This is a genomic window from Duganella violaceipulchra (assembly GCF_019166075.1).
Taxonomy (GTDB): domain Bacteria; phylum Pseudomonadota; class Gammaproteobacteria; order Burkholderiales; family Burkholderiaceae_D; genus Rugamonas; species Rugamonas violaceipulchra.
This window is the reverse complement of sequence record NZ_JAHTGR010000008.1, coordinates 15,157-27,450: the sequence shown is the minus strand read 5'-3', so window position 1 is coordinate 27,450 and position 12,294 is coordinate 15,157. Positions and strand designations below refer to the sequence as shown.

Here is a 12,294-nt window from a genome sequence, read left to right as displayed (position 1 = left end):
TTTGGCCTACAGGGTTGGAGCCGTGCTGACGCCTGGCGTGCCACCACCGTAATCGTTGATGAAGGAATAGTCGACCTTGAGCGGGCCTGCGGGTGCAGTGGCAATATCGCCGACCTCGAAGTCCTGGCTGGCACCCGGCGCGACCATGCCGCCGCTTGAATTTTCGTAGCTTGTCTCGCCCGCTTTTACGCTGAGCTTGTTGAAGGTAACGTGAAAGGGGGTCGGGTTGGTGGCGGACAGGACATAGCCGCCGGTTTCCTTGTGCCGCCAGGCCCAGCTCACCTTGGCCGCAGCGTCGGCGGGCTCGCCCCGCAGACCAGCCGGACGGAAGAATAACTTGATGCGGGAGCGGAATGCCAGTTGCAGCGAGTTCGCCGGTGTATGCGCCGCGCGCGGCGGAACGTCGAGCACGTTGAACCAGAACAGCGACTCTTTGTCCTGCGGCAGCGTTTCGCCGGTATAGATCAGACGCACACTCTGGCCCTTCATTGGCTCGACGCGGAACAGCGGTGGTGACAGCATGAACGGAGCCTTGGACTGGTCTGGCGTTGCCTTCGGATCGCCGTCGTCCAGCCATACCTGGGCGAGCGCGGGGGCGTCGCCCTCGTTGTTGAGTTTGATGGTGACTTCGCGCTCTTTGGCGGGATAGACCACGCGGGTTCCGCCAATGACGATGTTGGCATGGGCGCCGCCGGCGGCCAGCGTCATGGCCAAGGCGGCCAGAGCCAAGCGGGTTTTTTTTCGCACGAGCATTTCGCTATCCTGATGAGTTGGGTTGAATTATGTGAAAGGGGCGCCGCCGCTTCGTATGGACGGGACGGCGGCGCCGGGGCTTACCGGATGGCGCTTACTGGTACGAGATGGTGTACATCGACGAGGTGTTGATCGTGCCGGCAGCGGTTATGCCCGTTGCGGTGTACTGCGCAATGTATTCAAGCGTAGTGGTACCGCCCTTGGCGGTGTCGGCCAACAGAACGCCTTGCGCCGTCTGCCCCAGTTTGATCGGCGACATGTCTTTGTTCAGCAAGGCGACTTCGACATTGGCCGCAGTGCCGGAGTTCTTTAGCGCACCAGTCGCCCAGTTGGTGGAAAGGCCAGGCTCGAAATATACAGCTGCCTTGCCCGCGTCGGAGCAATCGCTCAGCGTGATGTGGAACGGAGTACCGCCCGCCTTGTCGCCAAGTTTGGCGAGTGTTGCGGTCGATACAGGTGGCAGCGTCACGGTGAAATCCTTGCCGGCGCCATTGCCGCTGATCTTGCAGGTCTTGGCGGACAGGCTACCGGTAAACGTGATAGTTCCGTCGGCGGCATGGGATACCGATGGCAGGATCGCTGCAATGGCCAGTGCGGTAGTGGCGAAAATTTTCATACGTGCGTGTGTCATAACTAACCTATTAAAAAAATAGAAAATAAAAAAAGACTGTTCCGCTTCTGACGGCCCAGCCGTTTGTCTGCTGCGGCCGCTATGTTAAGGAGGCGGCAGGAGTGGTGTTGGTGACGGAGTTCGTTTTAGGACCGAATCACCGCCTTGGCTGCGATGCCGCGCAGTTGCCTGGCCTGGGGCTATTACTGATAGACGATGGAGTACACGGTCGAGGTATTGATTGGACCGGCAGTGCTGACGCCCGTCGCTGAGTATTGCGCCATATATTCAAGCGTCGCACCGCCAGCCTTGGCTGCTGCGACGAACGGAACCCCTTGCAAAGCTTGCGGTGCGCCCAGTTTGATCTTCGACTCATCCTTGTTAAGTAAGGCGACTTCGACATTGCTCGCGGAGCCCAGTGCCGTCGAGTTCTTCAACGCGCCAGTTATCGCATTGGTTGTAGGGCCGGATTCAAAGAAAGTCGCGATTCCGCTTGCGGCGGCGCAGTTGCTCAGAGTGATGTTGAATGGGGTTCTGCCAGCGGTCGCGCCTGCTTTTGCGAGCGTTGTAGTCGAGATGGGCGGCAGCTTCACCGTGAAGTCCTTACCACCGCCATTGCCTCGGATCTCGCAAGTTTGGGCACTGAGGATGCCGGTGAACGTAACGGTGCCATCGGCGGCATGGGATGCTAGCGGCAGCATGGAGGCGAAGGTTAGTGCGATGGTGGAAAAAGTCTTTTTGCGAGTGTGTTTCATCAGTGATTTACCAAAGAATTGAAGTGATCCGGCCGGTGTACCCTTTGGCAATCCGGCTGGCTGTTTGCTGCGGTGGCGATACTAAGGGCAGACTGAAACACAAAATCATGGCTGTGTTTTTTTAGGACATAATCACCCCCGGTAGGCTCGAATGTCGAAATGCACAGTGCTCAGGCGATTCGTACCAGGACAGGTTTGACACCGTTCGTCCGATTGTGTCCCTTGGAGTGATATATGAAGGTGGTGCTGGGTTCGGCAGCTAGCCTGAATGTTGCATAAGCCGGCGGAGCGGCAGTGTGCATGTGGTCAACCCTACTATTCGAACGTTGGCGAGGGGTGGCGATTGCGTCCCCAGGTGTGGTGTATGAGTTGTGATTCCTAGGAGGCTGGGCTCCCGCTTAGCTGATCACGGCTGAAAGCCGTGTCGGCTGCGTTTCATAAAGCGACTGCAGGCCTTCGAGCTGCATGTAGCGCCGCTGTAAAGACCATTCATCGTTCTGTTCCAACATGATAGCGCCGACGAGGCGAATGATGGCGCGCTCGTTGGGGAAGATGCCGACGACGTTGGTGCGCCGCTTGACCTCGGCGTTTAATCGCTCCAGTGGATTGGTGGTGCGCAGCTGGACCCGATGCGCACTGGGAAACGCCATGTAGGCCAGCACGTCATGCTCGGCAGCGTCCATCATGTCGGCCAGCTTGGGGAGTTTAGTGCGCAGCTGGTCGGTGACGCTGCGCCATTTGACGCTGGCTGCCTCCGCCGTCTCCTTGGCGAAAATCGTGTTGATCAATGCCACCAGCGCTTGGCGCTGGCCTTTGTTGGCGTGCACCAGGGCGTTACGCATGAAATGAACGCGCCAGCGCTGCCAGCTCGCGTTCATGACCTTGGCGACAGCGGCCTTGAGTCCTTCGTGGGCATCTGAAATGACCAACTTGACGCCGCGCAGCCCGCGCCGCGTTAGGCCACGCAGAAACTCGCTCCAGAACGGTTCGGCCTCCGAGGCGCCGGTGGCTACGCCGAGGATTTCACGCACGCCATCGGTGTTGACCGCCACAGCGATTATTACGGCCACGGACACGATCCTTCCTGCCTCGCGGGTTTTGACGTAGGTCGCGTCGATCCAAAGATAGGGCCAGTTACCTTCGAGCGGCCGATTCAGGAATTCCTTCACACGCACGTCGATCTCTTGGCACAGCCGTGACACCTGACTCTTGGAGACGCCGCTCATACCCATGGCTTTGACCAGTTCGTCGACCGAGCGCGTCGAAATGCCTTGGATATATGCTTCCTGGATGACTGCGGTCAGGGCCTTCTCGGCAGTCCGACGGGGTTCCAAAAAGCCGGGAAATAGCTGCCGCTACGCAGTTTGGGAATTTTCAGGTCGACAGTGCCGGCGCGGGTTTCCCAGGCGCGGTCGCGGTAGCCGTTGCGGCTATTGATACGTTCTTCGCTGCGCTCGCCGTAGGCAGCCTTGGACAGCGTCTCGACATCCATTTCCATGAGCCGTTGCAAGGCAAATTGCAGCGTTTGTTTGACGAAATCGGCATCGGCACCCTTGGCGGCAAGTTCCGTCAGTGCCATAGTAGTGGGGTCGGTCATTGTGATCTCCTCTGAGTTAGGTTGAGTTGGCAAACCCAAACCTACCCATGAATCACAATGGCCGCCTCAACAAAGTTCAAGCCTCGGTGCCGAACTCGGTACCACCTTCATACACCACGCCTGGGGACACGATCTGCTTATCGGTGCCACCTGACCGAGATTCGCGGACTCGCTCCGACGACGATCAGCCAGCATCTATCGACTGCGGATGAGTTTCTTGCTCAGGCCGTGCCAGATGGCATGTCACTCCAGGCCCTCTCGGTACAGGCGGTTGAACAGTTCGTCGTCGCTGCCGGACACGGCTAAAGCGTCAGAGTCTGCAGCATATAGTGGCGTACCTGCGCGCCTTTCTTTGGTTCTGTCATGATCGCGGCGACCTGTGCTAGCGCCTCGATCGCATCGATACGCCGCGCACCTATCGGGACGAATTGCCGCGCGCGCGCTGGAGCGGGATATTGTCCAGGAATTGCCGTGCTTCTGGAACAGCGCGTCGAGCGGCGCATATAGTCCGCCCATCGCTGCGTAGTTTTTGATGACGATACGTTCCATCTCTCACTGCGCGCCGAGCCCTGCGGCGATCTGCGTAGCATCGGGTGAGTGGCCCTTGCCGAAGTTCGACAGGAAGTCGCCGTATTCGTGCTCGAACACGCGCTTGATGCCGGTGTGGCCGCCCTACGCCAGGAAGGCCGCGTACAGGCCGTTGCGGTGGCTGAAGCCGTGGTGCGTGCGCTTGGACATGGCTTCATGCTGCGCCGCCATCAGGCCGCCAGACTGGGTACCGGCCAAGCCGAGGGCGTGCTCGAAGCGGGCAACGTCGAGGCCCAGCACGGCACCGAAGCCGGCGCTGCGCAGCACCAGCGTGTCCGGCGCGTGGACGCAGACCGGATGGTTCCATGCCAGGTGGCGCTCGCCGGCCTTGACGCCGCGCAGTAGGCGTCCTACCCAGCGGGCTAGCATGATGACTCCAGCGGTGTTGATGGTTGCACTGGTTCTGATGGCTGGATCCGGCCGTACGGCAGATGGTCGAGCTGCCTGATTCACGGCCGGGTGGCGCGGTCGGCCAGTTGCCAAGCTTGGATGCGCGCATCGTGCAGCAGCGTCAGGCCGATTTCATCGAGTCCAGCCAGCATCGAGGCGCGGCGTAACTGATCGAGCGCGAACGTGGTCTGTCAGCCGCCGGCAGCACCAGCGGCAGGATGCCATTCTGGTAGCCGTTGTTGGCGAAGATATCGCCGAAGCTGGGGACGATCACGCAGCGCACGCCCATCGCTTGCAGTGCCCATACCGCGCTCTCGCGCGAGAAGCCGCAGCCGAAGTTGGTGCCGGCCAGCAAGATGGCCGCATCACGGAACTCTGGCTGGTTGGGACCGCAGGCCGGATCGGGCGAGCCGTCCGGCAGGCTGCGCAGCGCTTCGAATGCGTAGTGACCGAGCTGTTCCTGCGCGATGCTGGTCATGCGGTCGATGCGGATGATGATGTCGGCATCGACGTTGGCCCGCAGGACGGGAACGGCGGGCCGGTGACGAAGATAGATGGTTGCATGATTAAATCCCGGGTGGCCTACAAAGTTGCGGTTGGAGGTGGAGGCGACCCGCGCCTGCGGCGGAATCTGCTCGCCATTGGCGGCCACGCACATGCTGCAGCCCGGCTCGCGCCATTCAAAGCCTGCTTCCAGGAAGATACGGTGCAGATCCTCGGCTTCCGCCTCGCGCTTCACTTGCAGCTAGCCAGGCACGACCCAGGCGGTGACGCCAGCGGCGACGCGGCGTCCTTGCAGCAGATGAAAACCCGGTCCACTGGCCCGCCGGCCAGCGGTTGGCCCGCCTGCAGTCCCATGTCGTCGAGCGCCTGCTGTCAGTCGTTGCGGCGCGCCTCGTCCGGCGCGTGGGGCGGGCCGGGAACGCGGCCGTCGTATATTTGAATAGATATGTGAAAATAGAGGCATGAAAAAGTCAAAACCCTCCGCCGTTGCGCGGTTCAGCTCCCAGATAATGGCCGTGGTACGCCGCATTCGGCGCGAATCACAGAATGACGCAGAATCCTGGGCGCGCATTTTGTTGCTCGGCGCGATAGACCGCAGCGGCAACCGGGCCACGCCGACCGAATTGGCGCTGAGCGCGGTCATGCGCTCGTCCAATCTGGCGGCGGCATTGCGTGAACTAGATGAACAGGGCTTGATCGTGCGGACGCCCGACACAGCCGACAAGCGCAAGGTTCGGGTGGCATTGACTGCCCAAGGGGAGTGCCTGCTGTATGAAAGCCGAGCTCGCCGCGAACGTTGGCTGGCCGAGGCGATCCGGGCCAGCTTGACTGCGGACGAACAGGCTCAATTGCTCAAGGCTGGCGAGTTGCTCGAACGTATCGCCGCCTATGACGGCCCCTCGCCGCCGATGGACTAATACGGTCTCAACTGGACCGTGGCTGTTGGCGCACGGCCGGCATGGCCACGCTCAGTGCTGTCCGCAGCATGTCGCCCGCATTTTGACACTGACAGGGGAGGGACGATGGCACCGTAATGCTGTACGGTGACTCGAACTACATTGTTGATATAAAGTGAATATTCTCTTCAAGCCGGACATTGATGTCCTTTGGGGTTTGATTACTCCAAAATAGGAGGCATCGATAGCATAGATATGCTAATTGGTGCCCCTGTTGATGGCCACATCAAGACTTGATGGACCGAGCTGGCTTATCAGGACATCCTGTCCGGTAACACGATGATCTATGTGTTCCCATTGTGCGTGCTGCTGGTGTTCCTGGTGCTGGCCGCCCAATGCGAAAGCTGGACGCTACCGCTGGCCGTGATCCTGATCGTGCCGAGGTCCATCCTGTGCGCGCTGATCGGCGTGAAGCTGACCCACGGCGACAACAACGTTCGCCGGCATGCTGAGCGTGACCTTCTTCGGCCTGTTCCTGACGCCGGTGTTCTACGTCTTGCTGCGCACCTTGGCACAGCACTTTGAAAAGAAAAATCGGCCGCCGTCATCGACGCCGCGCCGACCCTGGAAGGGAACCGCTAAGATGAACAACTTGCAGATGATCGCAAAAGGCGTGGCACCGCTGTTGGCAGCGTTGCTGCTGGTGGCTTGCTCCGCGCCTGAATTCAAGCAGCCGCAGATCGAGACGCCGGGCGCCTTCAAGGAAACCCAGACCTGGACCGCTCCTGCGGTGCAGACGGCGGCCGACGGCACCCGCTGGCAGCAGGCGCATGAAGCCGGGCGTCAGGCGCGCGGCGAATGGTGGCTGGCGGCTAACGACCCGGCCCTCAATGAGCTGATCACCGAAGCGACCAAGGCCAACGCCAACCTGGCCGTCGCCGCAGCGCGCGTCAAGCAGGCGCGCCCGATCGCCGACATCGCCGAAGCCGACCGCATTCCGCAGATCGGCGGCAACGCCGGCGCGGCGCGCGAGAAGGCTTCGCCGCTGTCGCTGGGCCAGCCGCAAGGCACGCATGTCCCGGCGGGGAACCTGTTCCAGGCCAACCTGACGGCCAGCTACGAGGTCGACCTGTTCGGCCGCGTATCGTCCAACGTCGCGGCGACCCGCAACGACGCGGCGCAGGTCGAGGCAACCTACCGTTCGGTGCTGTTGTCGCTGCAGGCCGGCGTGGCGCAGACCTATTTCCGTCTGCGTGAAACCGACACCGAACTCGATACGCTGAACCGCACCTCGGATCTGCGCGCCGAAAACGTCAAGGTCAACCAGCGTTGCTACGACCTGGGCGACATCGGCGAATTCGACCTGGCCCGCGCCAAGACCGAACTGGCGACCTCGCGCGCCGAAGCGATCGGCCTGCAGCGCCAGCGCGTGACCACCGAGCATGCTCTGGCGGTCCTGCTGGGCAAACCGGCGGCCAGCTTCACGGCCGGTGTCAGCCCGCTGCTCGACTCGTCGCTGATGCCGAACATCCCGGCCGGCATGCCGTCGTCGCTGCTCGAACGCCGTCCCGACATCGCCGCCGGGCGGCGCGCGATGGAGGCGTCCAACGCCCGCTTCGGCGTGGCTCGCTTGGCGATGTTCCCGCCGCTGGTGCTGAACGCGCAGGCCGGCGGCTCGACGTCGAACACGGTGGCCGATGTCTTCAAGTGGAGCAGCCATTCGTGGTTGATGGGCGCTTTGATGTCTGCGCCTATCATCGACGTGGCCGCAATAAGGCCAACATCGCGCATAGCGAAGCGGCGCTTGATGAATCGATGGACAGCTATCGCCAGAGCGTGCTGGTGGCCTTCGCCGAAATCGAAGACAACCTGGCCGGCCTGCGCATCCTGTCTGGCCAGACCGTTCGAGCTACCTCGACCTGCTCGACGCGGAACGTGACCTTGCCAGCATCGAACGCAGCGCCGTGCAGTTGCGTGGCGAGCGCGCGGTGCCCACCGTGGCGCTGATCCGCGCCCTCGGCGGCGGCTGGGGCGAGAGCGGCGCAGCAGCCACCTGCATGTGCTCAACTGAGCTACAGCCAGTCACCTTGACGCCGCCACCGATGTCCTTGCTGGCATCGCTGGCGGTGCCGCCGCGCTCGGCGATGATGCCTACGTTGAAATCGCGTTATGAGGCAAATTTATTGCCTGCGAATCTGGGGAACAAAATTTGTGACTGTTCAGCAGCTAAGCAGTTAGCTGGATAGGATTGCCGACGAAGGCACGTTGCAGGACGGTGAGCATGCTGTGCCCTTGCTTTCGCAGCGCGTCGAGGCACGAGCGGATGACGCAGAAATGCTCGGCACCGGCAAGCGTGCGGAAGCATCCGGAGATTTTCTGTTTGACCTTGGGCATGCGCACGGCGGGCTCGCCAACGTTGTTGGTGAACGGCACAGCCGGGTTGCCGATGAAGCGCAAAACGGCGTCGGCGGGCCAGTACGGCGCCCAGCAATCATGTACCAACACGCCAAGGCGGTTGGGCAGGATGCCATGCGCCTCGATGGCCGCCATGCCCCGCTTGGCGTGCCGCCGTACCATGTCAGCGTGTCGCTGGCGGCGATGTGCAACCAGTGTAGTTTGCCGGCCACGCGCAGGCCCGATTCGTCGGCGTTCAGGACCGGCGCGGCATGCAACTGGTCGGCAATGCGGTCCGCCGTCGTTTGCAGGGCCGCGCGCGCTTCGGCCACCCACGCCAGCGGCGTGGCCGGCGAGATCGAGAGACCATAGACATCGTGGATCAATTCGGCGGCGCGTGCGTATGGCAGCATTTGGCCCTGGGTAGATGCACGCCCAGCGCGCGCACATTAGGGCCGTACTGCACCAGCTCGGTCGCGTCGCAGGGGAAGCTGCTCACGTGGGTTTGGCCGCAGCGGCAAGTCACCGCCAGCGTACGGTGTTCGATGACGTCGAACACCGTGGCGGGCACATCGATGATCTGGCGCCGTTCGGCGACCTCAGCCTGCTCCAGTGGCAGCGCGCTGTGACAGTGCATGCGACGGCCCGCGCAACGAACTCTTCTTCTTGGCCAGTCCATCGGACGACGGCGGCTTGCTCGAATTCTGGCTGGTCTTGTTCACCTTCGACTCCAGCGCGTCCAGGCGCGCAAACAAACTCAAAATGAGCTTGTCCTTCCCCTCGTGCGAGAGGAGGAAAGGTCGGGAGCCGTTGGTTTCTTTGCCATGCCGGCATGATGAACGTGTCTGGAACTGTTTACAACCTTTTTATTGCTGCCATAGCGGCTGAACAGTCACGGCCATTCTTGATGAGGCGCTGCAAGGCTTCGACTTATACTGACTTCCGACGCGGCGCTCCTACAACAGCGGGGGCGGTATCCAACGCCGGTTCAGCCGCCAAATGGCCGGCTCGGGCGGTACCTTGTCCCACTGCCCTGGCAGAGGACGAACGGAAAGCATCGTGATATTTGCTGACGGATGCATAAGCATCGGGAGCATATACTCTAACCGCCTTTACCATATCGCCATACAACTGGCGCATCCAATCCTCGCTGACAGGTACTGCCAAACGTTCGCCGCTTGCCGCAGCTTTGGCGGACGGGAAAGTTTCGACGAAACTATGATATCCGCCGTAGTTCATGAAGGCCGCGATAGCAAGGCCGGCCGGATGGATCAGTTCTGGATTGTCGAGGAAGTTGTTGCGACCCGCATGCAAGCTCCCCAAGCCTAAGAGCATGACCACCGCGCCTAGCGAATAGGAGCCGGCTGCTGGCTTATCGGCATCCCAGCTCGCTTTGGCTTGCGTACCGTGAAGCTGCCAGCGGCTGGTGCCACTACCATGTGGGAATTGGTGGGCCTGCAAGGTCTCGAGTAGGCCTGCTTCACGGAATTCCTGCGGCATCGCTTGCAGCGCAAATTCAGACAACAGGCCGGGCCTCGACGAATCCGAAATTGGATCGCCGACGCGTTTCATCCCTTGGCGGCCGAATTGTTTTTCTTGCTGCGCATAGTCCGCCTTAAGTTTATTGTCTGCAATTTGGCTGACATGATAGATCCTGCCGGCGCTTTCGCCAACAGGGCGGCCGTCGTCCAGCAGTTGTACGCTGGGATGGCCACCTAAGGATGTGCCATTTACGATGGGGGCCCTTTCCGTTCTGGCTCGCCCCTTAAGATCATTAAACTCTTCATGTGCCAGATTGCTCCGGATGGACGCGTACAGTTTGTCAAAACTGTCTTTGGCTGGCAAAAGAGGGGAAAGCGCCCCCTTGTTTGCCTCAGCGGTTGGTTGTCCATATATAGACTCCCAGACAATGGCGCCAAAGCCATTGAACGCCTTGAGCTTGGTAAGGAGCTCCTCATGGGCATTATTTCTGGACGGTGTTTCTAACCGATTAATTAACCAGTCTTTGCCCGAACCGGTCATCCAGGCATCGGCCTTTGAGATGTCGGTGCACCGACCAATCTGATCCGATCTTGGCGAAAACTCAGTCGTCAACTTTCGATCAAATAGCGCACGCAGTGTCGATACTTTTCCGTGTAGGGTCACCGATGTTGAAGCCAACTCCGTCTCGTAGACTTGACGTATTACGCCAGCTAGAGCTTTGGCATAGACGTCGACTACCTTGCCGACTTGTCCCGGCTTGTCCAGTACTGCGAGGGAAATACCGGCCTCCAGGCAAGCCGCTGGTATGTGATTAAACAGGGTATCGTGCAGCTTGGGCAGGTCTCCGCTTTCGAGCGAAATCGGCCTCCCGGGGATGGCGCCATATTTCTCGAGCAAATCTCCGACGGCTTGTTTATCTTTGATATACGGTGCATCGAATTTCATCTCACGCATGTCAACATGGTTTTTCTTAAAGAAAGCCAGAGCGTTCTCGAGCTCACTCAGTTCGGCTTTATAATGCCCAGTATCCAGGCGGAATGCCTTTGCTTTTCCGGTATCGATTTTAATCATCCCACCAGAGACGATAGGCTTTCCTCCAGTAGTTGTTGTGTGATGTAGGCGTCCCTTCGCATAATCGTGGACATATGCGTTGCCGTTTCGATGAATAACAATTACGCTATAAGCAGGAAGACCAACTTTTCCTGGCGAAGAGGAAGTGTCGATCTGCGCTCCGCCTGCGCGCTGCCATTGGCCACTCTTGATGACGGTCCTGTGTTTTTCAATATCACTATTTTCTGGATATTCAACTTTCGGAATTTCTTTTAAATTGATTTCTTGGTTATTTACTGAGATTTTCAAGTCGGGATTTTTTTCGACCCAGGTAAAGAGATCGTCCGTTTTCTGAGCGCCACTCTCAAGCCAAAGCTTTCTTGCGGCGTTCAGGTGAGCAGCGTACCTATGTTGGGGATCTTTTACCTCAAGCATTACTTCGTCTTCGTCAACCCGGCGTTCACCTTTTGCAGCCAGCGTTGGTATCATGAACTTTACCGCGCTCCTGAATTTTTCTTGACTTTCGGATCGAACTGGCTTATCTGAACTGCTTCCCTGGAATTTGAGATCGGCCGCATATGACGTCGAAAAACCGTTTTGCGGCACTTTATCAGAGGCCGCTGCCAAGCCTTCGTGCGTTGGATTTAGAGCGTTGATTTTCATAAATTGTTTTCCTGATTACTGAGGATTTTTAATGTTAATAACGGACGTGGCGATTTATTTTTTGCGCGCTGCCCAATCCTATTCTCCGTGTGGAAGATATTTTTTTTTGCAGATTTTCCTCAATGTGGAACAAGTGGAGGATAATATCTTTAATGTGATCTGCAGTAAGTATGGCGACTTCGGTTGATTTGCAAAGGCATATGCAATCTGATTTCCAGTCGTACCCTGCCCATGTGCCCTTTAGAAATGAAATGTCAATATTTAATTCCAAGATGTCTGCATGCGTGTATTCTTTATGCTTGGGATGTTCCAGGGGAAGACTAACTATTAATAGACCTTCGCTCTGTAGCAGTTCGATATGGCATTTTCTGCCGGAATTATCCTGAATAACAATTGCTCGATCATTCCAGCGACAATCGATACCTATTTTTCTTCCTAATTCCGAAATTACTCCGCGGACATTTTGGATTATTTCCATTTTTCATACTCTTTCCTTGTTTGACTTGATGCCGGAATTTTGTCGTAGCGTCCGACGGACGTGCATAGGCGACAATGGCGGCCGGGAACGCCGGGTATTTCGAGGTTTCTTTTGTAGTGGTTGTCAAGGGTAAG

At 58.9% G+C, this 12,294-nt stretch carries 13 protein-coding genes and 3 pseudogenes; 3 read left to right on the top strand and 13 right to left on the bottom strand.

Going from position 1 to position 12,294, the window contains the following annotated elements; genetic code table 11:
• Window positions 1-6 precede the first annotated feature (6 nt).
• The 7 genes and pseudogenes from KVP70_RS15975 to KVP70_RS34325 form a co-directional block, all read right to left on the bottom strand.
• Window positions 7-753 carry a fimbrial biogenesis chaperone gene (locus KVP70_RS15975; protein ID WP_229224861.1) on the bottom strand — a complete coding sequence of 249 codons (747 nt, stop codon included), beginning with the start codon at window positions 751-753 and terminating at the stop codon, window positions 7-9.
• A gap of 94 nt (window positions 754-847) precedes the next feature.
• Window positions 848-1,384 (bottom strand): fimbrial protein, encoded by a 537-nt coding sequence (locus KVP70_RS15970; RefSeq protein WP_217943211.1) that lies wholly within the window; start codon window positions 1,382-1,384, stop codon window positions 848-850.
• Between the two features lie 182 nt (window positions 1,385-1,566).
• Complete coding sequence (locus KVP70_RS15965) at window positions 1,567-2,118, bottom strand: fimbrial protein (protein WP_217943210.1); 552 nt, start codon at window positions 2,116-2,118, stop codon at window positions 1,567-1,569.
• 398 nt (window positions 2,119-2,516) lie between these two features.
• Window positions 2,517-3,715: pseudogene (locus tag KVP70_RS15960) on the bottom strand (IS256 family transposase).
• A gap of 243 nt (window positions 3,716-3,958) precedes the next feature.
• Entirely contained in the window at window positions 3,959-4,264 is a 306-nt protein-coding gene (locus tag KVP70_RS15955) for a hypothetical protein (protein ID WP_217943209.1), read from the bottom strand.
• Window positions 4,265-4,387: 123 nt separating this feature from the next.
• Entirely contained in the window at window positions 4,388-4,672 is a 285-nt protein-coding gene (locus KVP70_RS15950; RefSeq protein WP_217943208.1) for an MmgE/PrpD family protein, read from the bottom strand.
• A 142-nt stretch (window positions 4,673-4,814) separates the two neighbouring features.
• Window positions 4,815-5,432, bottom strand: a complete 618-nt coding sequence (locus KVP70_RS34325; RefSeq protein ID WP_262311763.1) for an aconitase family protein — start codon at window positions 5,430-5,432, stop codon at window positions 4,815-4,817.
• 226 nt (window positions 5,433-5,658) lie between these two features.
• Here KVP70_RS34325 and KVP70_RS15935 point away from each other — a divergent pair, with 226 nt between their 5' ends.
• From KVP70_RS15935 to KVP70_RS15925, 3 genes and pseudogenes are all read left to right on the top strand, one after another.
• Window positions 5,659-6,114, top strand: a complete 456-nt coding sequence (locus KVP70_RS15935) for a MarR family winged helix-turn-helix transcriptional regulator (RefSeq protein WP_217943207.1) — start codon at window positions 5,659-5,661, stop codon at window positions 6,112-6,114.
• A 276-nt stretch (window positions 6,115-6,390) separates the two neighbouring features.
• Window positions 6,391-6,591: pseudogene (locus KVP70_RS35660) on the top strand (efflux RND transporter permease subunit); the annotation flags it as partial.
• A 145-nt stretch (window positions 6,592-6,736) separates the two neighbouring features.
• Window positions 6,737-8,032: an efflux transporter outer membrane subunit gene (locus tag KVP70_RS15925; protein WP_416053864.1), complete on the top strand. Its 1,296-nt coding sequence runs from the start codon at window positions 6,737-6,739 to the stop codon at window positions 8,030-8,032.
• Between the two features lie 287 nt (window positions 8,033-8,319).
• Here KVP70_RS15925 and KVP70_RS34320 read toward each other — a convergent pair whose 3' ends face one another.
• From KVP70_RS34320 to KVP70_RS15910, 6 genes and pseudogenes are all read right to left on the bottom strand, one after another.
• Entirely contained in the window at window positions 8,320-8,643 is a 324-nt protein-coding gene (locus KVP70_RS34320) for an IS66 family transposase (RefSeq protein ID WP_229224859.1), read from the bottom strand.
• 65 nt (window positions 8,644-8,708) lie between these two features.
• A pseudogene (locus KVP70_RS34315) lies at window positions 8,709-8,900 on the bottom strand (IS66 family transposase); the annotation flags it as partial.
• On the bottom strand, window positions 8,870-9,124 hold the full coding sequence (locus tag KVP70_RS34310; RefSeq protein WP_229224858.1) for a hypothetical protein: 255 nt from the start codon (window positions 9,122-9,124) through the stop codon (window positions 8,870-8,872). The gene KVP70_RS34310 and the pseudogene KVP70_RS34315, both read right to left, overlap by 31 nt.
• Window positions 9,087-9,209: a hypothetical protein gene (locus tag KVP70_RS34305; protein ID WP_262311772.1), complete on the bottom strand. Its 123-nt coding sequence runs from the start codon at window positions 9,207-9,209 to the stop codon at window positions 9,087-9,089. The genes KVP70_RS34310 and KVP70_RS34305 overlap by 38 nt, the downstream gene beginning before the upstream one ends.
• A 208-nt stretch (window positions 9,210-9,417) precedes the next feature.
• Entirely contained in the window at window positions 9,418-11,682 is a 2,265-nt protein-coding gene (locus KVP70_RS15915) for a hypothetical protein (protein ID WP_217943206.1), read from the bottom strand.
• 34 nt (window positions 11,683-11,716) lie between these two features.
• Window positions 11,717-12,160, bottom strand: a complete 444-nt coding sequence (locus KVP70_RS15910; RefSeq protein WP_217943205.1) for a CesT family type III secretion system chaperone — start codon at window positions 12,158-12,160, stop codon at window positions 11,717-11,719.
• Between the last annotated feature and the right edge of the window lie 134 nt (window positions 12,161-12,294).

Excerpts from the sequence above, each read along its gene's own strand:
- KVP70_RS15975 (WP_229224861.1), bottom strand. The coding sequence starts at position 753 with ATGCTCGTGCGAAAAAAAACCCGCTTGGCTCTGGCCGCCTTGGCCATG.
- KVP70_RS15970 (WP_217943211.1), bottom strand. The coding sequence starts at position 1,384 with ATGACACACGCACGTATGAAAATTTTCGCCACTACCGCACTGGCCATT.
- KVP70_RS15965 (WP_217943210.1), bottom strand. The coding sequence starts at position 2,118 with ATGAAACACACTCGCAAAAAGACTTTTTCCACCATCGCACTAACCTTC.
- KVP70_RS15955 (WP_217943209.1), bottom strand. The coding sequence starts at position 4,264 with ATGGAACGTATCGTCATCAAAAACTACGCAGCGATGGGCGGACTATAT.
- KVP70_RS15950 (WP_217943208.1), bottom strand. The coding sequence starts at position 4,672 with ATGCTAGCCCGCTGGGTAGGACGCCTACTGCGCGGCGTCAAGGCCGGC.
- KVP70_RS15935 (WP_217943207.1), top strand. The coding sequence starts at position 5,659 with ATGAAAAAGTCAAAACCCTCCGCCGTTGCGCGGTTCAGCTCCCAGATA.
- KVP70_RS15925 (WP_416053864.1), top strand. The coding sequence starts at position 6,737 with ATGAACAACTTGCAGATGATCGCAAAAGGCGTGGCACCGCTGTTGGCA.
- KVP70_RS34320 (WP_229224859.1), bottom strand. The coding sequence starts at position 8,643 with ATGGCGGCCATCGAGGCGCATGGCATCCTGCCCAACCGCCTTGGCGTG.
- KVP70_RS34310 (WP_229224858.1), bottom strand. The coding sequence starts at position 9,124 with ATGCACTGTCACAGCGCGCTGCCACTGGAGCAGGCTGAGGTCGCCGAA.
- KVP70_RS15915 (WP_217943206.1), bottom strand. The coding sequence starts at position 11,682 with ATGAAAATCAACGCTCTAAATCCAACGCACGAAGGCTTGGCAGCGGCC.
- KVP70_RS15910 (WP_217943205.1), bottom strand. The coding sequence starts at position 12,160 with ATGGAAATAATCCAAAATGTCCGCGGAGTAATTTCGGAATTAGGAAGA.